We start from the raw sequence: 25,110 nt of genomic DNA, 5'->3' as shown, positions 1-25,110 counted from the left end.
CAGTGCCCGGTTTCAGGCGGCTCGGCCCTTCAGGGCCGCGAGCCGGGATTCGACCTCCGACGACGTGCCCAAGTCGTCCAGGGCCTCGAACTGGGCGTCCAAGGACGAGGCCGCCAGTTCCTGGCGGCCCAAGGCCCTGGCCTCCTCCCGGCGGACCTTGTCCTCGAAGCGGGCGATGTCGCTCGTCGGGTCCATGACGTCGATGCTCTTCACCGCGTCCAGCATGGTGTTCTGCGCCTGCGCGGTCTTCGCCCGGGCCACCAGCTCGTCCCGCTTGGCCGTCAGCTCGGTCAGCTTCTCCTTCATCGCGTCCAGCCCGGACTTGAGCTTGTCCACGACCTCCCTCTGGGCGGCGATCGTCGGCTCCGCCGTCTTCGCCTCCTTCTCCGAACGGAGTTGGCGGCCCAGGGCGACCTTCGCGAGGTTGTCGAACGTGTCCGCATCCGCAGTGGACCCCTCGGCCCGCAGTCCGTCCGCCTTCCTGCTCGCCGCGAGCGCCTTGGTGCCCCATTCCGCGGCCGCCTCCACGTCCTCCTTGTGGTCCGCCTCCAGCATCCGCAGATTGCCGATCGTGGTGGCGACCGCCTGCTCCGCCTCCGTGATGTTGTTCGAGTAGTCGCGGATCAGCTGGTCCAGCATCTTCTGCGGGTCCTCCGCCTGGTCCAGCAGCGCGTTGATGTTCGCCCTGGCGAGCTGGGTGACGCGGCCGAGGATGGTCTGCTTGCTCATCGGTGACCTTTCACGGGGTGAGGGAGAGTGGATCAGAAACGGCCGCCGCCGCCCATGCGGCCGCGGGTGCCGCCGCCGCCGAACGAGCCCGGGCCCGGCCCGCCGCCACCGCCGAAACCGCCACCCCCGAAACCGCCGCCGAAGCCCCCGCCTCCGCGGCCGCCGCGCAGGATCTCGCCCAGGATGATCCCGCCGAGGACCGCGCCGCCCATGCCGCCGCCCTGCTGCCGCTGCCCGCCTCCGTACGGGTTCTGGTACGCCCGTACGTCCTGCTCGGCCAGCTGCTGCGCCTGCCGCGCCAGCCCGTCCGCCTGCTGCGCCTGCGCCAGCGCCGCCGCCGGGTCCGAGCCCGCCAGGGCCGCCGACCGCTCCATGCGCCGCTGCGCCTCCGCCAGCCGGGTACGGGCCTCGCTGCCGACCGCGCCCCGGCTCGTGGTGATGTAGTCCGCCGCCGCGCCGATCGCGCTGCGCGCCGAGAGCACCGCCTGGTCCAGCAGGGCGGCCGCCCGCCGGCTGCCCGCCTCGCGCTCCCGGGCCCCGGCCAGCGCCTCGTCGAGGACGGCATCGGCCTCCTCGACCCGGCGCAGGGCGTCGATCGGGTCGTACCGGCCGGCCTCCTGCGCCCGCCGTACGTCGGCCAGGACCGCCTCCGCCCGGCCGATGCGGCCGCGCAGATCCGCCGTGGAGGCGCCTTCCGCGGTGCCGGTCAGCAGGCCGCGGGCATCGGCGAGGTCGGTCTCCGTCTCCGTGAGCGCCCCGGGCAGCTTCCCGGCCGCCTCCGCCAGCTCCTGGGCCCGCCGCTCCACCGCGTCGACCAGCGTCGCCGCCTGGTCCACCGCACCCTCGGCGGCCCGTACGTGCACGGCGGCCTTCCCGCTGTCGCCGCCCTCGAGCGCCGCCCGGGCCTCACCGAGGCTGGTCGTCGCGAACAGCAGCCGGTCCTCGGCCTGTTCGGCGTTGGAGGCCACCGGCGCGGACGCCGAGTCCGCGTAGCGCCCGGCCAGCGCGGTCAGGGTGGCCGCGGCCGTCGTCGTACGGCCGGCCAGGGCCTGCAAGTGCGCCTCCACCGTCGCCACGGCCTGCGGGGCGTTCTTCTCCAGGTCCCGCAGCCGGTCGAAGTCCGCCGACTCGGCGTCGAGCCGCCGGCTCGCCTCCGTACAGCGGGCCACGATCTCGTCCAGCATCCGCCGCCGGGTGGGGTCGTCCTCGGGATACGCGTCGTCGAGCTGCTGGCGCAGCCGGAACGCGGCCGTCAGCTCGCTCTGCGCCAAGGCCAAGGCCTCGGTGAACGTGCCGACCGCCGCGTCGCCGAACTGCGCCGAGGCGAAGCCGAGCTCCTCGGTGCTGGTGCGGATCGCATCGTCGGTCTCCACCAGCAGGGCCTTGGCCTTGGCGTCCAGCTCGGGCAGCGGCAGGGCGGTCGTGGTCGCGGGCTGCTCACCCCACCCCTGCGTGCTGCCGGCCCAGCCGGCCTTGCGCTTGCGGCGGCTGTACGCGTACGCCCCGAGGGCGCCGGCCGCGACGACGACGACCACCGGGAGCACGTAGTCCCCGGCCCCGCCGCCGGCGCCCGAGCCGCCGCCGGGGTTCGCCACGCCGGGGGTGACGGCGGGCACCGGTACGGACTTCCCGGCGAGCACGGCGCCGTACCCGTCGGCGGCGCCGATCGCGGCGCCCGCCCAGTCGTTCTGCCTCAGCGCGGGCTCGATCGCCGTACGGGCGACGTCAGCGAGCTGCTCCTGGGTGAACCCGGAGTCCACATCGGCCGAATAGGCGTACTGGCGCGCCCCGGTCGCCACCGCCAGCAGCACGTCGTCCCGGCCGAGGCCGTTCTTCTGCGCCGTGGCGTCCGCCCAGCTCTGGGCGGAGCGCCCGGAGAAATCGTGCACGTACGTCACGAAGAGCTGGATGCGGTGGTCGGCGTACAGCTTGTCCAGCGCGGCGGTGACGGCGGCCTTCCGGTCGCCGAGGGCGCCCACGCGGTCGGTGATCTGCCCCTGCTGGGACAGGGTGACGGGATCGTCGGCCCGAGCGGCCGGCGCCCCGGCCACCCCCCAGCCGCCGAGTCCCAGCAGCGCGGCGGCCAGCACGAGCCCGACCCGCAGGGACATCCCGGCGGCGGTGGGTCGTCGCTTCGGCGGAGTCACATTCCGGAGGCTATGACCACACCCGGGCCCCCGCGACCGGAGCGCCCGCGGCCCCGATGGGGAGGGCGCCGACCCGGTCAGGGCAGGGCGACCGCCTTCAGCTCCGGGCGGGCCAGGACGAGCTGCTCGCCGATCAGCAGCGTGCTCCCGCGTCGCCCCGGCTCCTCCCACCGGCGGCGCGGCTTGCCCGTCGCCGGGTCCAGGACGGCGACGAAGGCATCCGCGGAGCGGTTCAGGAGGCCGCGACGGCCGCCCGGGGGGAACTCGACGTACAGCCCGCCCGGTCGCAGGCCCAGCAGCTCGATCATGCCCCCCGGCGCGTCCCGCCGGGTCACCCGCTGCCAGCGCAGCGCACCGGTCTGCGCGTCGAGCGCGTACAGCACGTCCCCCTCGCCCGGGCGGTACGCCGTCCCGTACACCGTTCCGCGCTCGACCAGCAGCCCTTGCGCAATGCCTGGAGCGAACCGCCACAGCTCCCGGCCGGTTCCGCGGTCCAGGGCGCGTACGTGCTCGAGGTCCACCAGGTGTACGGGCTGCACGCCGGACGTCCGCTCGAAGGCCTCGGCGCCCCGGAGCTGCGACCACATCCGCTCCCCGGTCGACAGGTGCAGGGCCTCGAGCCGTCGGCTGCCCGTCAGGACCACGCAGTTGCCCACCACCGTCCGGAACCGGGCGGAGTCCGGCTCCACCCGCCACAGGACCGCGCCCGTCGCCGAACGCCGCGCGGTCAGTTCGCCGTCCGCCTCGTGCAGCAGCACCGGCCCGGCGGTGTGCAGCCGCCCGTTCTGCGGCAGGTCCCGCCACCAGCGCACCCGCCCGTCGCGCGGCTCCCGCGCCACCAGCCGTACCCCCGCCGCGCCTTCCCGGCTCACGCCGACGTACACCGTGGCGGCGTCCGCCGCGCAGGACACCAGCAGGCGACCGGCCCCGGCCCCGGGCAGCGGCGCCGCCGGGACCCCCTCGTCGGCGAACGCCGTCCAGCGGATCGCCCCGGTCGCGGCCCGTACGAGGCCCACCTCGGGCCCGGACCGCCACACCGCGCCGTCGCCGGCGGCCCGCAGGTCATCGGGCCGGACGTCGTCGTGGTGCCACCGGCGCTGCCCGGGGGCCACGTCCGGCGGCGCCGGCCGCGATGCGGACTCCGCACTGATGGCGGCGACCGTCCCGGGCGGCGGCGCCGTACCCGCGTCGGCCGCCGCCTCCGGCAGCCAGGGCATCCGTCCCGTCGGCAGGCAGTCGTGGGCGGTCCCGGCCAGCGCCAGCGCCCGCTGCGCCGGCTCCGGCAGGCTCCGGGCCCGGTCCGCGCGGTCCTGCGCCCGCACCCGGTCCAGCGGCTCCCGGGTGGCCTGCGCAACCCGGGCGCGGGCCGCTTCGAGCGCGGCCAGGGCGTGGCCGGCCTTCTCGTCGGCGGAGGCCTCCGCCCGGCCGCGCAGCAGCCCGGCGGCCTGGTGGCGCAGCCGCTCCGCCTCCACCGGCTGTCCCTGCCCGGCGAGCTGGTCGGCCTCCTCCCGCAGCCAGGCCGCCCGCTCCTCCAGCACCCGGGGCAGCTCCTCCTCCGCCTGCTCCAGGGCGTGGGAGGCGCCCGCCGGATCCCCGGCCGCGGCACGGTCCTGCGCCAGCTGGCACAGCACGAGCAGTCGGCCCCCGGCCGAGCCGATGTGCTCGCTCAGCCGCATGGCCGCGGGCAGGTCCCGCGGGGCGAGGGCGACGACGAGGTCGTACGTGCCGGCCGCGCGCTGGCCCGGGTCCCCGATCCGGGCGAGCTGCCGCTCGGCCTCCTCGGGCCGGGCCGCGGCGAGGGCCGCCTCGATCCGGGCCCGGAGCCCGCCGCGCGCCGGGCGCCCGCGGAAGTGGTGGCCGGCGATCCGGGAGGCCTGCTCGGGGTCCACCTTGACCAGTTCCTCGGCCAGCGCACGCAGCGGACCCTCCCGCCGGGAAGCGGACACCGTGAACAGCGCCTGATGCGCGTCGGTCAGCAGCCGCCGGGCCCGGGCCGGGGCGTGCGGGGCGGTGTCCCGGGCCAGCGCCGTCAGCAGCCGGGCCACCCGGGCCCCGTCGCCCGCGCCGCCGGTCCAGGCCGCGAGCTCGGCCTCCGCCAGGAGCCGTCCGGCGAGGCCCGCGTCGAAGCGGGCCGCGGCGTCCGCGGCGGCGGTCAGCACCTCGACGCGGCTCTCCCCGTCGGTGGCGGGCACGGCCCGGAGCGCATCCTCCGCCTCGAGCACCAGCTCCCGTACGAACTCCCGCACCGCGCCCGACACACCCCCGGCCCCCGGCCCGTCCACTGCGTCGGCCGACCACCCGTCACCGTCCCCCGGCCCGGCCGACCACCCCGCCGCCGCCTCAGCCCCCGGCTCGGCCACCGGCGAGGCCACCGACACCGCCCCGGCCCCGCGCAGGCCCCGCAGGGTCTTGCCCACCGACTGCGCCGACTCCGGCCTGGCCTCCGGGTCCTTCGCGAGCAGCGCCCGCACCAGCCGGTCCAGCTCCGGGGGCACCGGCGCGCCGACCTCGCGCAGCGACAGCGGTGCCTCCTCGATGTGCCGGCGCATCAGGACGTACGGCCCCTCGCTCTGGCCGAACGGCGGCGCCCCGCTCAGCAGGGCGTACAGCACGCACCCCAGCGCGTACAGATCGCACCGGGCGCCCGCCCGCTCGCCCCGCCACTGCTCCGGCGCCATGTACGCGGGCGTGCCGAACATCCGGCCCGTGACCGTCCAGCCCGCCGTCGCGTCCGCGGAGTACGCGATGCCGAAGTCGCAGATCTTGAGCCGCCGGCCCGGCAGCAGGAAGAGGTTGGCGGGCTTCAGGTCCCGGTGGACCACCGACTGCTCGTGCGCGGCGGCCAGGGCCTCCGCCGTCTGCGCGGCCAGGTCGACCGCGAGGTCCACCGCGAGCCGGCCGTCCCGCGCCAGCATCGTGGCCAGGTCCTCGCCGGCCAGCAGCTCCATCACGATGAAGAGCCGCCCGTCCTGCTGCCCCACGTCGTGCACCACGGTGATCCCCGGGTGCTGGAGCCGCGCCCCGATCGTGGCCTCGCGTCTGAAACGGGCGACCACCTCGTCGTTCGTGGCCGCTTCCAGCAGCACCTTGACCGCCACGGACCGGTCCAGCGCCAGGTCGTGCCCGCGCCACACCTCGCCCATGCCGCCCTGGCCCAGCCGCCGGTCCAGCCGGTACCGGCCGGCCAGCTGATCCCCCACCCGCACCGCAAAGCCCCCTGACATCACGTCATGCGACGTTTTCCCAGGGGGCATTGTGTCCTGCGAAATGAACGGCCGGGGGTGCTACAGGTCGCCGCGCCTGCGGATCTTGTTGCCCAGCCACACCAGCGGGTCGTACTTGCGGTCCACCGCCCGCTCCTTCAGCGGGATCAGCGCATTGTCGGTGATCTTGATGCCCTCGGGGCAGACCTCCGTACAGCACTTGGTGATGTTGCAGTAGCCGAGCCCGTGCTCCTCCTGGGCCGTGCGCTTGCGGTCCAGGCCCGCCTCCGCCGCCGCGTCCAGGGGGTGCATGTCCAGCTCCGCGACCCGCATCAGGAAGCGCGGACCGGCGAACACCTGCTTGTTCTCCTCGTGGTCGCGCACCACGTGGCAGGTGTCCTGGCACAGGAAGCACTCGATGCACTTCCTGAACTCCTGCGAGCGGTCCACGTCCACCTGCTGCATCCGGTACGCCCCCGGAGCCACCCCCTCCGGCGGCACGAAGGCCGGGACCTCGCGCGCCTTCTTGTAGTTGAACGACACGTCCGTGACCAGGTCCCGGACGACCGGGAAGGCGCGCAGCGGCGTGACCGTGATCGTCTCGGACCGTTCGAAGGTGGACATGCGCGTCATGCACATCAGCCGCGGCCGGCCGTTGACCTCCGCGCTGCACGAACCGCACTTGCCCGCCTTGCAGTTCCAGCGCACCGCCAGGTCCGAGGCCTGGGTGGCCTGGAGCCGGTGGACGATGTCCAGGACGACCTCGCCGTCGTGCACCTCGACGGTGAAGTCCCGCAGTTCCCCGCCCTCCGCGTCGCCCCGCCAGATCCGGAAGCTCGCGTCGTACGTACTCATTCGTAGAGCTCCTCTTCGGCGAGGTACTTGACCAGCTCTTCCTTCTCGAAGAGCGCGAGCAGGTCGGGGCGGATGGGTTCGGTCCGGGTCCGGACGAGGGAGATCCGGTCGGCGGCCGGGTCCTCGGGCGCCGGGTCGACCGGCCGGCACAGCAGGTTCACCGGGCGCCAGGTGCGCTCCATCGCCGGGCAGTCCTCCCGGGTGTGCCCGCCGCGGCTCTCGGTGCGCTCCAGGGCCGCGCGGGCCACGCACTCGCTGACCAGCAGCATGTTCCGCAGGTCCAGGGCGAGGTGCCAGCCCGGGTTGAACTGCCGGTGCCCCTCGACCCCGGCCCGGGCCGCCCGTACGCGCAGGCCCGCCAGCTTCTGCAGCGCCTCGGCCATCTCGCCCTCGCGCCGGATGATCCCGACCAGGTCGTTCATGGTCGTCTGGAGCTCCTGGTGGAGCGTGTACGGGTTCTCCGCGCCGTCGGCGGCGTGGAACGGGGCCAGTGCCTCCGTCGCGGCCGCGTCGATCTCCGCCTGGGAGACCGCGGGCGGCGCTCCGGCGAGGCCGCCTGCGTACTCGGCCGCGTGCAGCCCGGCCCGCCGGCCGAACACCAGCAGGTCGGACAGGGAGTTCCCGCCGAGCCGGTTCGAGCCGTGCATGCCGCCCGCGACCTCACCGGCCGCGAACAGACCCGGGACCCCGACGGTCGCGGCGGTGTCCGAGTCCACCGCGATCCCGCCCATCACGTAGTGGCAGGTCGGGCCGACCTCCATCGGCTCGGCGGTGATGTCCACGTCCGCCAGCTCCTTGAACTGGTGGTACATGGAGGGCAGCCGCCGTTTGATCCGCTCGGCCGGCATCCGGGTGGACACGTCGAGGAAGACCCCGCCGTGCGGGGAGCCGCGGCCGGCCTTGACCTCGGAGTTGATGGCCCGGGCCACCTCGTCGCGGGGGAGCAGTTCGGGCGGGCGCCGGTTGTGGTCCGGGTCCTCGTACCAGCGGTCGCCCTCCTCCTCGGACTCCGCGTACTTCTCCTTGAAGACGTCCGGGACGTAGTCGAACATGAACCGCTTGCCCTCGCTGTTGCGCAGCACCCCGCCGTCGCCGCGCACCGACTCGGTGACGAGGATGCCCTTGACCGAGGGCGGCCAGACCATGCCGGTCGGGTGGAACTGCACGAACTCCATGTTCAGCAGCGGCGCGCCCGCGAGCAGCGCCAGCGCGTGGCCGTCGCCCGTGTACTCCCAGGAGTTGGACGTCGTCTTGAAGGACTTGCCGATCCCGCCCGTGGCCAGGACCACCGCCGGGGCCTCCAGGACGAAGAACCGGCCGGACTCGCGCTCGTAGCAGAAGGCCCCCGAGACCCTCTCCCCGCCGTTCGGACCGCGATCCTTCAGGACCCTGGTGACCGTGCACTCCTGGAAGACCTTGAGCCGGGCCTCGTAGTCCCCGAACTCCTTGAAGTCCTCCTGCTGGAGCTGGACGATCTTCTGCTGGAGGGTGCGGATCAGCTCCAGGCCGGTCCGGTCGCCCACGTGCGCGAGGCGCGGGTACTCGTGCCCGCCGAAATTGCGCTGGGAGATCTTTCCGTCCGGGGTGCGGTCGAAGAGCGCGCCCCAGGTCTCCAGCTCCCAGACCCGGTCCGGGGCCTCCTTCGCGTGGAGTTCCGCCATCCGCCACTGGTTCAGGAACTTGCCCCCGCGCATGGTGTCGCGGAAGTGCACCTGCCAGTTGTCACCCTCGTTGACGTTGCCCATGGAGGCGGCGATCCCGCCCTCCGCCATCACCGTATGGGCCTTGCCGAACAGGGACTTGCAGATCACGGCGGTACGGGCGCCCCGCTCGCGCGCCTCGATCGCGGCCCGCAGTCCGGCGCCGCCCGCACCGACCACGACCACGTCCCACTGCTGCCGGTCGACTTGAGCCATGTCAGAAGAACCTCGGATCGTTGAAGGCGCCGCTGGCCAGCAGGTACACGTAGAAATCGCACAGGGCGACGCTGATCAGCGAGGCCCACGCGAGCTGCATGTGGCGGGTGTTGAGCCGGCTGATCCAGCCCCACAGCCGGTAGCGCACCGGGTGCTTGGAGAAGTGGCGCAGGCGGCCGCCCATGATGTGCCGGCAGGAGTGGCAGGACAGCGTGTAGGCCCAGATCAGCGTGATGTTGACGAGGAACAGCAGCGTCCCGAGGCCCATGTGGCCCCACTCGTAGCGGTCGTTGCGGAAGGTCAGCACCGTGTCGTACGTGAGGATGCCCGCGACCGGCAGCGCCGCGTAGAAGAAGTACCGGTGGATGTTCTGGAGGATCAGCGGGAAGCGGGTCTCGCCGGTGTACTTCGTGTGCGGCTCGGCGACGGCGCAGGCGGGCGGCGAGGCCCAGAAGCCCCGGTAGTAGGCCTTGCGGTAGTAGTAGCAGGTCAGCCGGAAGCCGAGCGGGAAGATCAGGATCAGCAGGGCGGGGGAGAGGCCCCACCAGCTGCCGAACAGGTCCAGGTTGGGGCCGCCGCGCATCTCCTGGCAGTTCTCCGCGAGACACGGGGAGTAGAACGGGGAGACGTACGGGGCCGCGTAGTAGTCGGCGTTGGCGAAGGCCCGCCACGTCGAGTAGACGATGAAGGCGAGCAGTCCGGCCGCGGTGACGGCGGGGGCCAGCCACCACCGGTCGGTGCGCAGGTGCCGGGCGGCGATCGAGGCCCGGGAGGCGTCGTGGACGCCGGTCAGCTGCCGGGGTGGTTCCGTGCCTGTGGCCAAAGGGGACTCCGGGTGGAGTGAAGAGGGGTGACCCACGAGGCCCAGCCGCGGACGGCTGGGCCTGGTGGGGTGCGGGGGTACTGGCGCGTGCGGGGTGCCGGGCCGCGTACGCCAGGGTCAGGGTGCCCGGCGGTCGCGGGCTCCGAGGCCCTCGTCGTCGGCGTCCTTCCACAGCGAGCTGTCGTACGGGGCGTCCGGAACGGAGACCATCCCCTCCTGGCGTGGGGCCCGCGGGGTACCCGGGGCCTGCCGGGCTGCGTCCTTGACGTCCCGCTCCAGCCGCTCGACCGAGCGGACCAGCTCGTTCAGGTTGCGTCGTACGGCGGTCAAATCGTCTTGCAGGGACATGACTTGCCCTCACTTCCGCTGGTTGCGGTGGCAACGCTCATGTGCGCCTGCGAGTGTCGCGCCTCCCGTCCCCCGTTGTGAAGGGACGTGCAGCGATTGCGGGCGCGCAGGCGCAATCTGTGCGCCCCTCCCTGCTCCCATTTTGATCCCTCTTCCGAGGGAACGCCCGTCCGTGACGCAAGTGGGATTGGTCCGCACGGGTGGGGTTCGCGGCGTGGCGAGGGTCGGCTGCGAGAGCTGCGGCGGGCTGTGGATTTCAGTGTGTTGCGGCACCCAGTGTGATCAGCTCCATATACCGCCAAACGTGATCAAGCTGCCCCCTTTCACGCCCCGCCCCGGAGGTACCACCCATGTCCCAGAGAACGCGCAGGTCCTTGGCGCTCCTGACCTCGGGAGTCCTCGCACTGCCGCTGCTCGCGGGCTGCGGCGGTGGTGACGACGAGGGCGGTCCCGTGGCCGCCGGCCAGGACATCGCGGCCACGGCCCGCGACAAGGTCGCCGACGGCGGGGTGCTCCGCTGGGCCGTGGACAGCCTCCCGGACACCCTGAACACCTTCCAGGCCGATGCGGACGCCACCACCAACCGGATCGCCGGGGCGGTGCTGCCCCAACTGTTCACGCTGGACGGCAGGGGCCGGCCGGTGGCCAACCCGGACTACCTGGAGAAGGCCGAGGTCGTCGAGCGCGAGCCCAAGCAGGTCGTCCTGTACAAGCTGAACCAGCAGGCGGTGTGGAGCGACGGGCGCGAGATCGGCGCCGCCGACTTCGTGGCGCAGTGGCGGGCCCTGAGCGGCAAGGACTCCGCCTACTGGACGGCCCGCAACGCCGGATACGACCGGATCGAGAAGATCGAGCGCGGCAAGACCGACCTCGAGGTCAAGGTCACCTTCGCCAAGCCGTACACCGACTGGCGCTCCCTGTTCTCCCCGCTCTACCCCAAGCAGGTCACCGGCACCCCGGACGCCTTCAACGAGGGTGCCCGCGGCACCCTCAAGGTCACCGCCGGACCCTTCAACCTCGGGGCGATCGACAAGAAGACCGGTACCGCGGCGCTGACCCGCAGCGCCCGCTGGTGGGGCCGGCCGGCCAAGCTGGACACGCTGGTCCTGACCGCCGTGCCGCGGGCTCAGCGCCCGGCCGCGCTGGCCGCCGGAAAGGTCGACCTGGCGGAGATCGACCGGGCCGGCGCCGACCGGATCGCGCTGGCCGCCCGGGACGCGGAGCGCAGCCCGGGTTCGGGCAAGAGCCCGGCCCACGGACCGGGCGCCTCGATGACCCCGGCCGAGGCCACGCTGTCGTGGGCGACCGCGTACGGGGCCGATGAGGGCAAGGCGGCGACGGAGCGGGAGAACCGGGCGCAGAACGCCGACGCGGCGAAGAACTACGCCGACGAGCAGTCGGCCCTGGGCACCTTCACGGTCCGCAAGTCCCTGGAGCCGGCCTACACCCAGCTCGCCCTGAACGGGTCCGCAGGCCCGCTGGCCGACGAACGGGTCCGGCGGGCGGTGGCCCGGGCCCTGGACCGCAAGGAATTGGCCGAGATCGTACTGAAGCCCCTGGGCCTGCCGGCGAAGCCGGTCGGCAGCCACGTGGCGCTGGCCGGGCAGCGGGCGTACGCGGACAACAGCGAAGCGCTCGGCGGCAAGGACATCCACGCGGCCGAGGCCCTGCTCGCGGACGCGGGCTGGCGCCGGGGCGGCAAGCTCACCGAGCCGGCGGGCGCGAAGGCCGGCTCCGAGAACGCGGAGGACGGCCAGGACGACTCGAAGACCCCGTCGGGACCGGGCACCGGGAACGACGGCCTCTACATCGTGGGCGAGACCGACGGGCGGGGTGGCGACAGCCTGGACCGGGGGCTCCCGGCATTCAGGTCCGCGATCAAGGCGGACGCGGAGGCCTCCGCGCAGGGCGACCAGGGCGACCAGGGCGCCGGGAACGGCCCCCTCGCCCAGGGCGGGCGGCGCCTCTCCCCGGTGCCGGCCGCGGCCCCGCTCGCGGACGAGCAGCGGGCCGCCCTCCTGGCCCAGGCCGAAGCCCTCGGCGCCGACGCCCCCGACCCGGCGGCCCCGGCGGCCCCGGCGGCCCCGGCGGACGCCGCGGACTCCGCCGACGACGCCAAGAGCGGCCCGGCCCGCGACGGCGCCGCCCCCGAGCCCGGCAGGTCCGGGAGCAGCCCCAGCCCGGCGCCGGCCCCGGTCAAGCAGACCCGCAACTCCGGAAACATGCTGGCCAAGGACGGCAAGGCACTCTCCCTGCGCTTCGTCCTCCCGGCCGGTCCCGGCTCCGAGGCCCTGCGCACGGTCGGCGAGCGGATCGCCCAGATGCTCCAGAAGGTCGGCGTGCACACCGAGCTGACCAAGGTGGCCGACGAGAGCTTCTTCAAGGACCACATCGCCTCGGGCCAGTACGACCTGGCGCTCTACTCCTGGCCGGCAACGGCCTACCCGGCCACCGACGCCCGCCCCATCTTCGCCAAGCCGGAGCCGGCCGCCGACGGCTCGCTCCTCGTCGAACAGAACTACACACGGGTCGGCACCGACCACATCGACCAGCTCTTCGACCAGGCGCTCGGCGAGCTCGACGAGGAGGCCTCGCGCGAGCTGATGCGCAAGGCCGACGCCCGGATCTGGGCCGCCGCCGGCTCCATCCCGCTGTACCAGCGCCCCGAGCTGGTGGCCGCCAAGCCGAACCTGGCCAACGCCGGCGCCTTCGGCCTCGGCACCCCCCGTTTCCAGGACATCGGCTGGAAGAAGGCTCAAGCCGCCAAGGAAAAGCAGGAGAAGAAGAAGTGACAAAACGGGGCCAGACAGATTGAGCTTCGGCTCACAAGCTCAGATGTGACTCAAGTCCCTTGCCCGCCGGATCCCCGGCGGGCAAGGTCGTGTCATACCCCTTGAGCACGCCTGTTGACCCGCAGCAAACCCGCAGTACCCAAGGCCGGGACACCCCACCCCACACCCGGTCCTTCTCAGTCGTCCGGCCTCTTGACAGACCCCCCGGCGAGCGGTTCCCGCCACGCGACGTACGATGGGGTAAGGCCGTGGCAGGTTTTCCGCCCGGTCGAGGCGCGCGTGCCGGACCGTACGCGACGCCATCCACGATCCCGGGAGAAGCGCCGAAGTGCCCACGCGCCACGACATCCGTAACGTCGCCATCGTCGCCCACGTCGACCATGGCAAGACGACCATCGTCGATGCCATGCTCAAGCAGGCCGGTGCCTTCGCCGCCCACCAGCACCTCGACGACCGCATGATGGACTCGAACGACCTGGAGCGTGAGAAGGGCATCACGATCCTCGCCAAGAACACGGCGGTGAAGTATCACCCCAAGGACGGCGGGGCCCCGATCACGATCAACATCATCGACACCCCCGGCCACGCCGACTTCGGTGGTGAGGTCGAGCGCGGTCTGTCGATGGTGGACGCCGTCGTTCTGCTGGTGGACGCCTCCGAGGGTCCGCTGCCCCAGACCCGCTTCGTCCTGCGCAAGGCCCTGCAGGCGAACATGCCGGTCATCCTCTGCATCAACAAGACGGACCGCCCGGACTCCCGGATCGACGAGGTCGTCAACGACACGTACGACCTCTTCCTGGACCTGGACGCCACCGAGGACCAGATCGAGTTCCCGATCGTCTACGCCTGCGGCCGTGACGGCGTCGCCTCGCTGACCAAGCCCGAGGACGGCACCGTCCCCGCGGACAGCGACAGCCTGGAGCCGTTCTTCTCCACCATCCTCGAGCACGTCCCCGCCCCGGTGTACGACGAGGAGGCCCCCCTCCAGGCCCACGTCACCAACCTGGACGCCGACAACTTCCTCGGCCGCATCGCGCTGCTCCGCGTCGAGCAGGGCGAGCTGCGCAAGGGCCAGACCGTCGCGTGGATCAAGCGTGACGGCACCATGTCGAACGTCCGCATCACCGAGCTGATGATGACCGAGGCGCTCACCCGCAAGCCGGCCGAGGTGGCGGGCCCCGGTGACATCTGCGCCGTCGCCGGTATCCCCGACATCATGATCGGCGAGACCCTGGCCGACCCGGAGAACCCGATCGCGCTCCCGCTGATCTCGGTCGACGAGCCGGCGATCTCGATGACCATCGGCACGAACACCTCCCCGATGGTCGGCCGCGGCGGCAGCGGCAAGGGCGCGGACGCCAAGTCCGCGGTCAAGGACCGCAAGGTCACCGCCCGCCAGGTCAAGGACCGTCTGGACCGGGAGCTCGTCGGCAACGTCTCGCTCCGCGTCCTCGACACCGAGCGCCCGGACGCCTGGGAGGTCCAGGGCCGTGGTGAGCTCGCGCTCGCCATCCTGGTCGAGCAGATGCGCCGCGAGGGCTTCGAGCTGACCATCGGCAAGCCGCAGGTCGTCACGCAGGAGATCGACGGCAAGGTCCACGAGCCGGTCGAGCGCATGACGGTCGACGTCCCCGAGGAGCACATGGGCGCGGTCACGCAGCTCATGGGCGTCCGCAAGGGCCGCATGGACAACATGTCGAACCACGGCTCCGGCTGGGTCCGCATGGAGTTCGTCGTCCCGTCGCGCGGCCTCATCGGCTTCCGCACGGAGTTCCTGACCAACACCCGCGGTACGGGTATCGCCCACTCGATCCACGAGGGCCACGAGCCGTGGTTCGGCACGCTGACCACCCGTAACAACGGTTCGCTGGTCGCGGACCGCTCCGGTTCGGTCACGCCGTTCGCCATGATCAACCTGCAGGAGCGCGGCGTCCTGTTCACCGACCCCGGCACCGAGGTGTACGAGGGCATGATCGTCGGCGAGAACTCGCGCTCCGACGACATGGACGTGAACATCACCAAGGAGAAGAAGCTCACCAACATGCGTGCGGCTTCCGCGGACAACACGGAGAACGTGGTGCCGCCGCGCAAGCTCTCCCTGGAGCAGTCCCTGGAGTTCTGCCGCGACGACGAGTGCGTCGAGGTGACCCCGGAGGCCGTCCGCATCCGCAAGGTCGTCCTGGACCAGAAGGAGCGCTCGCGCACCGCGTCGCGCGCCAAGTCCGGCAAGTAACACCTGCGCAGTACGGCTGACAGCCCGGCCCCGCACGGATCTCCGTGCGGGGCCGGGTTTTTTCGTGCCCGCTTCCCGGTGTCCCGGTTTCCCGATTCCCCCTGCCGGGACAAGTGCGGGACAACCGCCTCATGAGGGTCGGGACAGGAAGCGGAGATCCTGGCGAAGTCCACTCCGGACGGAATGGACGAGAGGAGAAGCTGATGCCGCAGTTGGAGATCGAATTCCCGGCCATCGCGCAGAACTGGCTGGCGGTCGAGAGCGTCCCGCAGATCGGGAGCGATTCGGCCGAGGAGCGTGCCTGGGTTCCCGCCTACTGGGCCACTCCGGCCGCCGCCTGAGCGTGTGGTCAGCCGGGGGTGCCGGTTTCCGGCACCCCCGGTTTTCCCTTTCCTGCTTTCCCGCATTCCGTACCGGACGGTGCTTTCGATGTCGCTTGTAGCATCACCTGATTCTGCCCGAGGCAAAACAGACCTCGCGGACGGACTCCTGGTCGCCGATGGCCGATTCGGCGATTCCGGGGCCATCGGAGAACGCAACATGGCCCGCTTCGTCCTCGGCCTCCGGCTGCTGGCGCAGCGCGACGCCCGCCACCCGGAGGCGTTGCAGCGGCTCTCCCTGCTGAGCCGCGAGCAGCTCCTCCCGCTGCTCGGCGACCCGGTCCTGCGCAACGCGTTCGAGGACGACATGGTCAAGCTGGAGAACGGCTACTCCGGCGCCCTCGGCCTGGGCGAACTGGCCGCCCGCCTGCCGCTCGACCCGGAGGGCCTGGGACCGTGCGAGCGGATGGCCACCCCGCACGTCAGGCCGTGGCCGGAGCACGGGCCCGCCTGGCTGTGGACCGAGATGAACCCGGCCGGCCGGGTGCCGGAAGACCTGTCGGCCCGGCTGCGCCGGCTCTACGACGGCAGCATCGAAGGCGGCCCGAGCGCAGATCCGGTCATACCGACCCCGGAGATGTGCCGGCGGCTGACCCGGGGAGCCGACCTGCTCACGCGGCTGCTCCCGCAGGTCGGGCCCAGCGTGCTGCGGCACGTCTCCGTCGTCGGCTTCACCCGCGGCGAGTCGGCCGACGGCCCGCTGCAGTCGCTCTCGGGCGGCGACCCCCTCCCGTCGGCCATCCTGATGGCCCCGGAGCGGCTGGCCGACCCGTGGACCGCCGCCGAGACCCTGCTGCACGAGGGCGTCCACCTCAAGCTCTTCGACGCGCTGCGCTCGGGCGCGCTCCTGCGGGACGCGGACCTGTCGGTGCCGATCCCGTGGCGTCACACGTCGTGGCGCGTCGTACGGGTGCTCGTCGCGCTCCACTTCTACGTCCACATGCTGGTGTTCCAGGAGGCCGCCCGGCAGGCGGACGACACGATCCGGGCGGAGTTCGGCGATCCGCCCGCCGCGGAGGTCGTCGACGAGGTGAGCCCGGGCACGGAGGCGGACCGGAACGGCACCTACGGGACGAGCCTGGAACGCGCCCGCTACCTCGCCGGATACATCCTCGGCCTTCCCGGGGACCGCCTGACGCCCGACGGCCACCGGTTCATGCGCTGGCTCCTCGAGGTGCTGGAGCTGGTCCACGAGGACTCCGGGATCTCGCCCCCCGCGGGGGTGGCGGGCGAGGTCCCGGCCCGGTCGCCGGCGGTGGCGCAGGACGCAGTGGTACGCCGTAGTGCCCGCGCGATGGCCCGGCCGCTGCCCGAGCGGGGCGAGCTGCTCGTGGTGAACACGGACACGGCTGCGATGCACTGGCTCAACGCCCGCTCCTGGCTGATCTATTCGCTGTGCGACGGCAGCGACGTGCGATCCGTGACGGCGGAGTACGGGAACAGGTCGGGGGTCGACGCCGACGCGGCGCGCGCCCATGTCGAGGCCTGCCTTGCGCAGTTGACGGCGGTGGGCATCTTGCAGTGACCGGCCTCGAAGCCCCCTAGGGGGTGTCTTGCCGATCAGGCCGGGCTCGCGGCGTGATCGACAAGACACCCCCTAGCGGGTCTGGCCGAACCCGGCGTCCCGTGCGAACACGATCGCCTGGGAGCGGCCGTTCGCGCCGATCTTCGCGAAGATGGCCGAGACGTGGTTGCGCACCGTCTTGTCGGCGACGGTCAGGGCCCGGGCGATCCGGGGGTTGTCGTAGCCCCGCGCCACCAGGTCGAGGATCTCGCGCTCCCGCCGGGTGAGCGCGGGCAGCGGATCGCGGTCCGCGTCGCGGGCTGGGGGGTCGAGCAGGCCGGCGAACAGGCGGGCGGCGGCCGCGCTCGCGACCATGAACCCGTTGGCCACCATGTGCACGGCGTCGCGTACGTCATGCGATCCGGCGTCCTTGGCCACGTACCCCCGGACACCTGCCCGCAGCGCCGACTTCAGCAGCTGCTCGTCGTCCCCGCGGCCGGTCATCCCCAGGAGCCGCGTGCGGTCCGACTCCGTGACCAGGGTCCGGCAGGTCTCGAGGGAGGAGGAGCCCGGCAGGTCCAGGTCCATGAGGAGCACGTCGGGCGCCGAGGACCTGACGAGGGACAGGACCTGGCCGGCCTCTCCCGTCTCGGCGACGACCTCGATGCCTGCCGCGCCGTCGAGCGCGAGACGGATGCCGGCCCGCAGGAGCGGATGGCGCTCCACGAGTGCGACACGAAGGGGTACGGGGCCGGGCGCAGACTTGGTCATGAAGGCAACTCCCTTGTGACGTCGGGACGTACGCGGAGCATGCGGACGGGGCGCTAGCGGCAAACTAGTGACCGGTTCCCGCGCGGGCTCCCGTACGCTCCCGGACCATGGAGCGTGAACGGGGCGGGCTGTTCGACTACCGGATTTTGGGGCCGTTGGAGGTCGTGTGCGGGGGCGAGCCCGTTGCGGTGACCGCTCCCAAGGAGCGTGATCTGCTCGTGCTCCTGCTGCTGCGGGCGGACCAGGTCGTTCCGGCCGAGGATCTGATCGACGGCCTCTGGGGAGACGCGCCTCCGACCACGGCCCGCACCACCCTGCAGAACTACATCAAGCGGCTCCGGCACGTCCTGCGCAGCGCGGGCTGTGACGGGGACGTACTGGCGACCCGGCCCGGGGGCTACGTCCTGTTGCTGGAACACGCCGTGCTGGACCTGCGCGAGTTCGACCGGCTGACCGCCGCCGCGGCCGAGGCGGCGGAGCGGGGGGACGACGCCGCGGCCTCCGCCCGGCTGGGCGCCGCGCTGGCCCTGTGGCGGGGAGACGCTCTGGCGGGCAGCCGTGCGGAGCAGCTGACCCAGGTCGAGGCGCCACGGCTCGACGACTCCCGCATGGCCGCCTTCGAGCAGAGGATCGAGGCGGAGCTCCGCCTCGGCCGGCATACGGCCGTCCTCGTGGACATCGAGTCCGCCATCGCCCGCAACCCGTTGCGCGAGCGGCTGTACGGCCAGCTGATGCTCGCTCTGTACCGCTGCGGACGGCGGGGCGAGGCACTCAGCGCGTACCAGCGTGCGCGGGCGAAACTGGTCGGTGAACTCGGCCTGGAGCCGGGCCCGGAGCTGCACGCGCTCCACCGCCGGGTGCTGGCCGACGACCCCGCGCTCCTCGACCCCCGCCCCCGCCGGACGGCGTCGGCAGGGGCGGCCGACGGGACGCCGGTCCCCTCGCGCCAGCATGCCCTCCCCGCCCAACTGCCCGCTTCCACCGCGGTGTTCACCGGCCGGACCGATGCGCTCCGGCGCCTCGACATGCTGCTGCCGGTCGGTGGGGACGAGACGTCGGGCGCGGTGCGGATCGGTCTGGTCACCGGGCAGGCCGGAGCGGGGAAGACCTCCCTGGCCGTTCACTGGGGCCACCGCAGACGTGACCGGTTCCCGGACGGACAGCTGTACGTGAACCTCCGCGGCCACTCTGCCGGCCGGCCGCTGCGGCCCCTCGACGCGCTCAGCGGATTCCTCCAGGCGTTCGGTGTGCCCGCGCAGCACATCCCCGCCGAGGAGTCCCGGGCGGCCGCCCTCTACCGCTCGCTCTGCACGGGCAAGCGGATCCTCGTCGTCCTGGACAACGCACGCTCCGCCGAGCACGTCCGCCCCCTGTTTCCCGGCCACTCCGAGTGCCTGGTCCTGGTCACCAGCCGGGACTCCCTGGCCGGGCTCGTGGCCCGGGACGCCGCCGTCCCGATGCCGCTGGGCGTCCTGGAGCCCGCCGAGGCGGAAAAGCTCCTCCTCCACATGATCGGAGAAGCGCGCGGCCGCGCGGAACGGGAGGCGGTCGCCGAGCTCACGGCCGCCTGCGCCTACCTGCCCCTCGCGATCGGGATCACGGCGGCCGATCTCGCGGTCCACCCGGACCGCTCCATCGCGGACCAGGTGGCCCGGCTGGCCGGCGACACGCTGTCCGCGCTGCAGGTACCCGGGGACGAGGAGAGTGCCGTCCGATCGATCCTGGACATGTCCTACGTCACACTCGAGCAGCCCGCCGCCAGGCTGTTCCGGCTGCTCGGTCTCGTCCCGGGCCCGGACGTCCCCCTGCCGGCGGCGGCAGCGCTCGCCGGTGTAGCGCTTCCGGTCGCCTCGGAGCTCCTGGCCCGGCTGACCCGTACCCACCTCCTGGAGGAGCACGCGCCGGACCGGTACGCCTTCCACGACCTGCTGCGCGCGTACGCCCTGGAACGGTGCGAGGACGAGGACGGGCCCCGGGAGCGAGCGGCCGCGCTGGAACGGCTGCACGACTGGTACCTCGGCAGCGTCGACACCGCGGTCCGGATGTTCCAGCCGGAGGCCGTCCGGCTGCCGGTGGAGCACGGCGGCCGGGGCCTCGCCTTCCCGGACACCCAGGATGCGATCGCATGGCTGGACGCCGAGCGGGCGAACACCGTGGCCCTCGTGCAGCGGGCCACGGACCCGGAGTCGTGGCGGTTCGCCTGGAGCCTCGCCGACGCACTCCGCCCGTACATGATGCGGCGCGCCTACGCCGCCGACTGGCTCGCCGTGGCCTCGGCCGGGTTGGCCGCCGCGGAGGCGGACGGGAATCCGGCCGGGCAGGCCGCGGCCCACCGGAGTCTGTCGAGTGCCTACCTGAACCGGAGCGACTACGAGAAGAGCACGTTCCACGACGACCGGGCTCTGGAGCTGTACCGCAGGACGGGCTCGGCGCAGGGACAGGCGGCGACCCACAACAGCCTGAGCCTTGCGCTCTGGTACGGGGGCCGGCTGGAGGAGGCGCTGGTCCACAGCCGGCGCGGGGCGGACCTGTGCCGCGTGACCGGCTTCCGGCTGGGCGAGGCGATCTCGGTGGGCAACCTGGGGGCGATCCTGCACGAGCTGGGCCGCCTCGCCGAGGCCGAGGACCGGCTCGTGGAGGCCCGTGAGCTCTACCAGGGGCTCTCCCTCCCCACGGCCCTCTCCATCACGGTGCGCAATCTGGGGGCCGTACTGCACGATCGGGGACAGCCCCGGCGGGCGGTCGAGCACCTGGAAGCGGCGGCGAGCACGCAGCGGGAGCTGGCTCTGCACACCGATCTGGCGTTCACCCTTTTCTGGCTGGCGACGGCATCGGTGCAGGCCGGAGACCGGTCGGCCGCCCTGGACCACATCGAGCAGGGGTTCGAACTGGCGACGGGGGAGCTGCGCGCCGAGTCGTACCTGCACACGGGCCGGGCCCTGCTCTCGCAAAGCCTGGGCAATCACGACGTCGCCCTGCGGCATTTCCGGCAGGCGGCCGAGCTGGCCCGCCGGTGCGATGCCCGCACGCCGGAGCTGCGGGCCCTGACGGGGCTGGCCGAGAGCAGCCTGCGGCTGGGCCGGCACGGCGAGGCCGCGGAGCACGCGAAGACCGCCCGGGCCCTGGCCACCGCGAGCGGGTACCGCGTCTTCGCGGCGCGGTCCCTCGCACTGCTGGCGGAACTGGACCTGGCGCGGGGCGGGTTCGAGCGGGCCGAGCGCCGTGCGCGCCGGGTGCTCGACATCCAGACGGAGGCGGGGCACCCGATCGGGCGGGCCGAGGCCCTGCTGGTCCTCGGCCATGCCCTGCGGCAGGCAGGCGACGAGGAGGGGACCCTCCGGGCCTGGGCGCAGGCCCTGGAGGTGTACGAGTCCCTCGGCGCGGGCCGCCGGCACGAGGTCCGGGCCCTGATGGGCCGTTGACCACCCCAGGGGCCTTCGCGCTTGTCAACCGGATTGTCTCGTTCTTGCGTCCGGATACCGTGCACCACACTCCGGAAGGTGCGTCAACCGTCCGTTTCGCACGTGTCTGTCTCCTATCCGTTTGTCCGGATTTCGGGTTTTCGCCATGGGGTGATGTTGTGAAAACGAGACCACTTAAGTGTGGTTTACGGTCTGGCGGTCCCTGAGGATGGCTCCATTGAGCTCGGGTCAATGGGTCACACGCTGTGGGGAGCGTCGACTCACGAGCACACACGATGGGGCCGGATTTCGCTGTCAGGGGTGTCAGCGAGGACCGGGTCCTTCACGTATCCACAGTGACTCCTGAGGAGGCAATTACCCATGCGCGGAGCAACGAGCGCCAAGTGGGTCGCGGGTGCCGTCATCGTGGCGATGGCCGCCACCGCATGCAGCACCAGCAAGGACTCGAACGCCGGGGGCAAGTCCGGCGGAAACATCACCGTGGTGCTCGGCGAGCCGCAGCACGGCCTGGTGGGTCAGAACACCGCCGAGTCCGAAGGTGCCGAGGTTCTCAACTCGCTCTTCACCGGCCTGGTCAAGTACGACAACAAGACCAACGAGCCGAAGCTCGCGGTCGCCGAGGCGATCGACACCACGGACTCGAAGACCTGGACGATCAAGATCAAGGACGGCTTCACCTTCCACAACGGTGAGAAGGTCGACGCTGCGTCCTTCGTCCGTGCCTGGAACTGGGGCGCCAACCAGGACAACGCGGCCGAGGGCATGCCGTTCTTCTCGAAGATCGAGGGCTCCGACGAGCTCGCGCCGGGCAAGGACAAGAAGCCCACGGCCAAGGAGCTCAAGGGCCTGAAGGTCGTCGACGAGAAGACCTTCACCGTCACCCTGAAGGACCCGTTCTCCCAGTTCAAGACCATGCTGGGCTACAACGCCTTCTACCCGCTGCCCAAGGCGTTCGAGGCCGACCCGAAGAAGTTCGGCGAGGCTCCGATCGGCAACGGCCCGTTCCAGATGGACGGCGCCTGGGAGCACAACAAGCAGATCAAGATCAAGAAGTACGACAAGTACCCGACCGAGGGTCGCGCCAAGCTCGACGGCGTCACCTTCAAGATCTACGACAACCTGGACACGGCGTACAACGACCTGCGCGCCGACACCATCCAGATCGTCGACAAGCTCCCGATCTCGGCGATGGCCACCGTCTCCCAGGAGTTCGGCGACCGCTACATCTACAAGCCCGAGTCCGGCGTCGGCTACATCGGTCTCCCGCTGGAGCAGAACCCCGAGGCGTTCGGCAAGGTGGAGATCCGCAAGGCCATCTCCATGGCCATCGACCGGGACGCCATCGGCAAGACCATCTTCAACGGCACCCGCAAGCCGGCCGACGACTTCATCAGCCCGATCATCCCCGGCTACCGCAAGGGCGCCCTGGGCGAGGCGGGTACGTACAACCCGACCAAGGCCAAGGAGCTGTTCCAGCAGGCCGGCGGCATCCCGGGCAACAAGATCGAGCTCGGTTACAACGCCGACGGCGGCCACAAGGAGTGGATCGAGGCCGTCGGCAACCAGCTGAAGGCGAACCTCGGCATCGAGGTCACCGCCAAGCCGTACGCCAAGTTCGGCGACATGCTGGACGACCTGGGTGCCTCGAAGTACAAGGGCGCCTTCCGCATGGCGTGGTCCATGGACTACCCGGCGGCGGAGAACTACCTCCGTCCGATCTTCTCGAAGGTCGCGATCGAGAACGGCTCCAACTACGGCCACTACCAGAACGACGCGTTCGAGGCGAAGCTCGCCGAGGCCGACAAGGCCACCGACGCCGCGCAGGGCCTGAAGCTGTACCAGGAAGCCGATGACATCATCATCAAGGACCTGCCGTACATCCCGGTCTTCACGTACATGTCTTCTTCGGCCTACTCCAAGACCGTGAAGAACGTCGAGGTCGACGCACAGGGCCGCATGGACCTGGCGAACGTCGAGCTCAACTAACACCCCTCTTCACTAAGGGGATCCCGGGGGCGGGCAGGCGGAATCAGGTTTCCGTCTGCCCGCCCTTTCCCCCTGTTCTTCTGTTGGAGGTCTGATGGGCCGCTACCTCATCCGCCGACTCATACAGGCGATCCCTGTACTGATCGGTGCCACGTTCCTGATCTACTTCCTGACTTTCGCCATGCCGGGCGCTGACCCGATCCAGCTGCTCGCCGGTGAGAAGAAGGCCGACCCGATCGTCACGGCGATGCTGCGCGCAAAGTACCACCTCGACGACCCGTTCCTGCTCCAGTACTGGAACTACATCACCGGTGTGTTCCAGGGCGACCTCGGTGAGACCCTCACCGGTCGCAAGGTCGTCGACCTGTTCTCCGAGGCGTTCCCCTACACGGTGAACCTGGCCCTCGTCGCCTTCGTCATCGAGGCCGTCGTCGGCGTGGTGGCCGGTGTCATGGCCGCCCTGCGCCGCGGCAAGTTCCTCGACCAGCTGGTGCTCATCTCCACGCTGATGGTCATCTCCATCCCCGTCTTCGTCACCGGCTTCGTGCTGCAGCTGACGCTCGGCGTGCAGATGAAGACCAACTGGGGCATCGACTTCTTCCCCGTCTCCTTCAACGAGAACGACGGGATCCGCGCGTACCTGCTGCCGGCGTTCGTCCTGGCCTCCACGTCCCTCGCGTACGTGGCCCGCCTGACGCGCACCAGCCTCATGGAGACGATGCGCGCCGACTACGTCCGCACCGCGACCGCGAAGGGCCTGCCCCGCCGCCGCGTCGTCGTGAACCACGCGCTGCGCAACGCCCTCATCCCGATCGTCACGTTCCTCGGCGCCGACCTCGGTGGCCTCATGGGCGGTGCGGTCATCACCGAGCGGATCTTCAACATCCACGGCGTCGGCGGCCTGCTCGCCCAGTCCGTGTACCTCAAGCAGGGTGCGGTCGTGGTCGGCGGTGTGACGATCCTCGTCCTCGTCTACCTCATCGGCAACCTGCTCGTGGACCTGCTCTACGCCGTGCTCGACCCGAGGATCCGTTATGCGTGACACAACTACGGTGGAGGACTCGATGACCGACACCCAGATCGCCGGAGCCCCCTCCGCCGACGCCGCGGTCAAGGCCGGCGGGAAGAGGAAGAAGGACCGCGAGGCCAGCCTCTGGTCCGATGCCCTGAGCGACCTGCGTCGCAACCCGGTCTTCCTGATCGGTGCGTTCCTCGTCGTCTGCATGCTGGTCGTCTCCGCGGTCCCGCAGTGGTTCACCGACGGCAGCCCGTTCGACGCCACCGCCTGCACCCTGCAGAACTCGCTCAAGAAGCCGAGCGGGGACCACTGGTTCGGCTTCGACATCCAGGGCTGCGACGTCTACACCCGTACGGTGTGGGCCGCCCGCAACTCCGTGATCGTCGGCATCGTCACCACCACTCTGGTGACCGTCGTCGGCGGCGCCCTCGGCCTGCTGGCCGGCTGGGCCGGCGGCATGCTGGACAGCTTCCTGTCCCGCTTCACCGAGATCTTCTTCGCGATCCCGCTCCTGCTCGGCGGCATGCTGATCATGTCCGCCCTGCCGGGCAACGCCTGGACGGTCTCCCTGGTGCTCGCGATCCTCGGCTGGCCGCAGATCTTCCGCATCATGCGGTCCTCGGTGCTGCAGAACAAGAACAACGACTACGTGGTCGCCGCCCGCGCCCTCGGCGCCGGCACCCTGCGCATCACGCTCCGGCACATCCTGCCGAACGCCATCGCCCCCGTCATCGTGGTCGGCGCGATCAGCCTGGGTGTGTACATCTCCGCCGAGGCGGCCCTGTCGTACCTCGGCATCGGTGTCCAGCCCCCGGAGATCTCCTGGGGCCTCATGGTCAGCGACGCCTCCGTCCGTTGGCTGCAGGCCCCGCACGTGCTCCTCTTCCCGGCCGCCGCGCTGAGCGTCACCGTGCTCGCGTTCATCATGGTCGGCGACGCGGTGCGCGACGCCCTCGACCCGAAGCTGCGCTGAGGAAGGGCGT

Annotated in this window: 16 protein-coding genes; 8 read left to right on the top strand and 8 right to left on the bottom strand. The window is 71.8% G+C overall.

The annotated features are described in order from the left end of the window. Window positions 1–12: 12 nt before the first annotated feature. The 7 genes from OG299_RS15045 to OG299_RS15015 all read right to left on the bottom strand — a co-directional run bounded on the left by OG299_RS15045 (window position 13) and on the right by OG299_RS15015 (window position 10,021). Window positions 13–729 (bottom strand): PspA/IM30 family protein, encoded by a 717-nt coding sequence (locus tag OG299_RS15045; protein WP_327361737.1) that lies wholly within the window; start codon window positions 727–729, stop codon window positions 13–15. A 32-nt stretch (window positions 730–761) separates the two neighbouring features. After that, the gene (locus tag OG299_RS15040) at window positions 762–2,840 is read right to left on the bottom strand and encodes a TPM domain-containing protein (protein WP_327364522.1); all 2,079 of its coding nucleotides are present in this window, start codon (window positions 2,838–2,840) and stop codon (window positions 762–764) included. A gap of 113 nt (window positions 2,841–2,953) precedes the next feature. Continuing rightward, window positions 2,954–6,100: a protein kinase domain-containing protein gene (locus OG299_RS15035; RefSeq protein ID WP_327361736.1), complete on the bottom strand. Its 3,147-nt coding sequence runs from the start codon at window positions 6,098–6,100 to the stop codon at window positions 2,954–2,956. Window positions 6,101–6,160: 60 nt separating this feature from the next. Further along, on the bottom strand, window positions 6,161–6,934 hold the full coding sequence (locus OG299_RS15030) for a succinate dehydrogenase/fumarate reductase iron-sulfur subunit (protein ID WP_266625848.1): 774 nt from the start codon (window positions 6,932–6,934) through the stop codon (window positions 6,161–6,163). After that, window positions 6,931–8,850, bottom strand: a complete 1,920-nt coding sequence (locus OG299_RS15025) for a fumarate reductase/succinate dehydrogenase flavoprotein subunit (RefSeq protein WP_266625846.1) — start codon at window positions 8,848–8,850, stop codon at window positions 6,931–6,933. The genes OG299_RS15030 and OG299_RS15025 overlap by 4 nt, the downstream gene beginning before the upstream one ends. A 1-nt stretch (window position 8,851) precedes the next feature. After that, window positions 8,852–9,673 (bottom strand): succinate dehydrogenase subunit SdhC, encoded by an 822-nt coding sequence (locus tag OG299_RS15020; protein WP_266625844.1) that lies wholly within the window; start codon window positions 9,671–9,673, stop codon window positions 8,852–8,854. Between the two features lie 117 nt (window positions 9,674–9,790). Beyond that, a complete protein-coding gene (locus tag OG299_RS15015) occupies window positions 9,791–10,021 on the bottom strand; it encodes an Rv0250c family protein (protein ID WP_266625842.1) in 231 nt (76 codons plus the stop codon). A 350-nt stretch (window positions 10,022–10,371) separates the two neighbouring features. On the opposite strand from OG299_RS15015, the gene OG299_RS15010 reads away from it, so the two are divergent. The 4 genes from OG299_RS15010 (at window position 10,372) to OG299_RS14995 (ending at window position 16,951) form a co-directional block, all read left to right on the top strand. Continuing rightward, window positions 10,372–12,813: an ABC transporter family substrate-binding protein gene (locus OG299_RS15010; protein ID WP_327361735.1), complete on the top strand. Its 2,442-nt coding sequence runs from the start codon at window positions 10,372–10,374 to the stop codon at window positions 12,811–12,813. A 328-nt stretch (window positions 12,814–13,141) separates the two neighbouring features. Then, complete coding sequence (gene typA, locus OG299_RS15005) at window positions 13,142–15,046, top strand: translational GTPase TypA (RefSeq protein WP_266625838.1); 1,905 nt, start codon at window positions 13,142–13,144, stop codon at window positions 15,044–15,046. 203 nt (window positions 15,047–15,249) lie between these two features. Continuing rightward, a complete protein-coding gene (locus tag OG299_RS15000; protein ID WP_266625836.1) occupies window positions 15,250–15,387 on the top strand; it encodes a hypothetical protein in 138 nt (45 codons plus the stop codon). A 199-nt stretch (window positions 15,388–15,586) separates the two neighbouring features. Then, a complete protein-coding gene (locus tag OG299_RS14995; protein WP_266625834.1) occupies window positions 15,587–16,951 on the top strand; it encodes a PqqD family protein in 1,365 nt (454 codons plus the stop codon). A 72-nt stretch (window positions 16,952–17,023) separates the two neighbouring features. Here OG299_RS14995 and OG299_RS14990 read toward each other — a convergent pair whose 3' ends face one another. Further along, on the bottom strand, window positions 17,024–17,701 hold the full coding sequence (locus tag OG299_RS14990) for a response regulator (RefSeq protein WP_266625832.1): 678 nt from the start codon (window positions 17,699–17,701) through the stop codon (window positions 17,024–17,026). Window positions 17,702–17,808: 107 nt separating this feature from the next. On the opposite strand from OG299_RS14990, the gene OG299_RS14985 reads away from it, so the two are divergent. The 4 genes from OG299_RS14985 to OG299_RS14970 all read left to right on the top strand — a co-directional run bounded on the left by OG299_RS14985 (window position 17,809) and on the right by OG299_RS14970 (window position 25,100). After that, complete coding sequence (locus OG299_RS14985) at window positions 17,809–21,123, top strand: AfsR/SARP family transcriptional regulator (RefSeq protein WP_327361734.1); 3,315 nt, start codon at window positions 17,809–17,811, stop codon at window positions 21,121–21,123. A 360-nt stretch (window positions 21,124–21,483) separates the two neighbouring features. Next, a complete protein-coding gene (locus tag OG299_RS14980) occupies window positions 21,484–23,109 on the top strand; it encodes a peptide ABC transporter substrate-binding protein (protein WP_266625828.1) in 1,626 nt (541 codons plus the stop codon). A gap of 94 nt (window positions 23,110–23,203) precedes the next feature. Further along, window positions 23,204–24,151 (top strand): ABC transporter permease, encoded by a 948-nt coding sequence (locus OG299_RS14975; RefSeq protein WP_266625827.1) that lies wholly within the window; start codon window positions 23,204–23,206, stop codon window positions 24,149–24,151. Then, on the top strand, window positions 24,144–25,100 hold the full coding sequence (locus tag OG299_RS14970) for an ABC transporter permease (RefSeq protein WP_266625825.1): 957 nt from the start codon (window positions 24,144–24,146) through the stop codon (window positions 25,098–25,100). Before OG299_RS14975 ends, OG299_RS14970 begins: the two co-directional genes overlap by 8 nt. The last annotated feature ends 10 nt before the right edge of the window (window positions 25,101–25,110 follow it).

It is taken from the genome of Streptomyces sp. NBC_01296 (assembly GCF_035984415.1).
Taxonomy (GTDB): domain Bacteria; phylum Actinomycetota; class Actinomycetes; order Streptomycetales; family Streptomycetaceae; genus Streptomyces.
This window is presented reverse-complemented; position numbering and strand designations above follow the sequence as displayed.

Bases quoted from the DNA above. Each gene is read 5' to 3' on its own strand.
- OG299_RS15045 (WP_327361737.1), bottom strand. From the start codon at position 729: ATGAGCAAGCAGACCATCCTCGGCCGCGTCACCCAGCTCGCCAGGGCG.
- OG299_RS15040 (WP_327364522.1), bottom strand. From the start codon at position 2,840: ATGTCCCTGCGGGTCGGGCTCGTGCTGGCCGCCGCGCTGCTGGGACTC.
- OG299_RS15035 (WP_327361736.1), bottom strand. From the start codon at position 6,100: ATGTCAGGGGGCTTTGCGGTGCGGGTGGGGGATCAGCTGGCCGGCCGG.
- OG299_RS15030 (WP_266625848.1), bottom strand. From the start codon at position 6,934: ATGAGTACGTACGACGCGAGCTTCCGGATCTGGCGGGGCGACGCGGAG.
- OG299_RS15025 (WP_266625846.1), bottom strand. From the start codon at position 8,850: ATGGCTCAAGTCGACCGGCAGCAGTGGGACGTGGTCGTGGTCGGTGCG.
- OG299_RS15015 (WP_266625842.1), bottom strand. From the start codon at position 10,021: ATGTCCCTGCAAGACGATTTGACCGCCGTACGACGCAACCTGAACGAG.
- OG299_RS15010 (WP_327361735.1), top strand. From the start codon at position 10,372: ATGTCCCAGAGAACGCGCAGGTCCTTGGCGCTCCTGACCTCGGGAGTC.
- OG299_RS15000 (WP_266625836.1), top strand. From the start codon at position 15,250: ATGCCGCAGTTGGAGATCGAATTCCCGGCCATCGCGCAGAACTGGCTG.
- OG299_RS14995 (WP_266625834.1), top strand. From the start codon at position 15,587: ATGGCCCGCTTCGTCCTCGGCCTCCGGCTGCTGGCGCAGCGCGACGCC.
- OG299_RS14990 (WP_266625832.1), bottom strand. From the start codon at position 17,701: ATGACCAAGTCTGCGCCCGGCCCCGTACCCCTTCGTGTCGCACTCGTG.
- OG299_RS14985 (WP_327361734.1), top strand. From the start codon at position 17,809: ATGGAGCGTGAACGGGGCGGGCTGTTCGACTACCGGATTTTGGGGCCG.
- OG299_RS14980 (WP_266625828.1), top strand. From the start codon at position 21,484: ATGCGCGGAGCAACGAGCGCCAAGTGGGTCGCGGGTGCCGTCATCGTG.
- OG299_RS14975 (WP_266625827.1), top strand. From the start codon at position 23,204: ATGGGCCGCTACCTCATCCGCCGACTCATACAGGCGATCCCTGTACTG.
- OG299_RS14970 (WP_266625825.1), top strand. From the start codon at position 24,144: ATGCGTGACACAACTACGGTGGAGGACTCGATGACCGACACCCAGATC.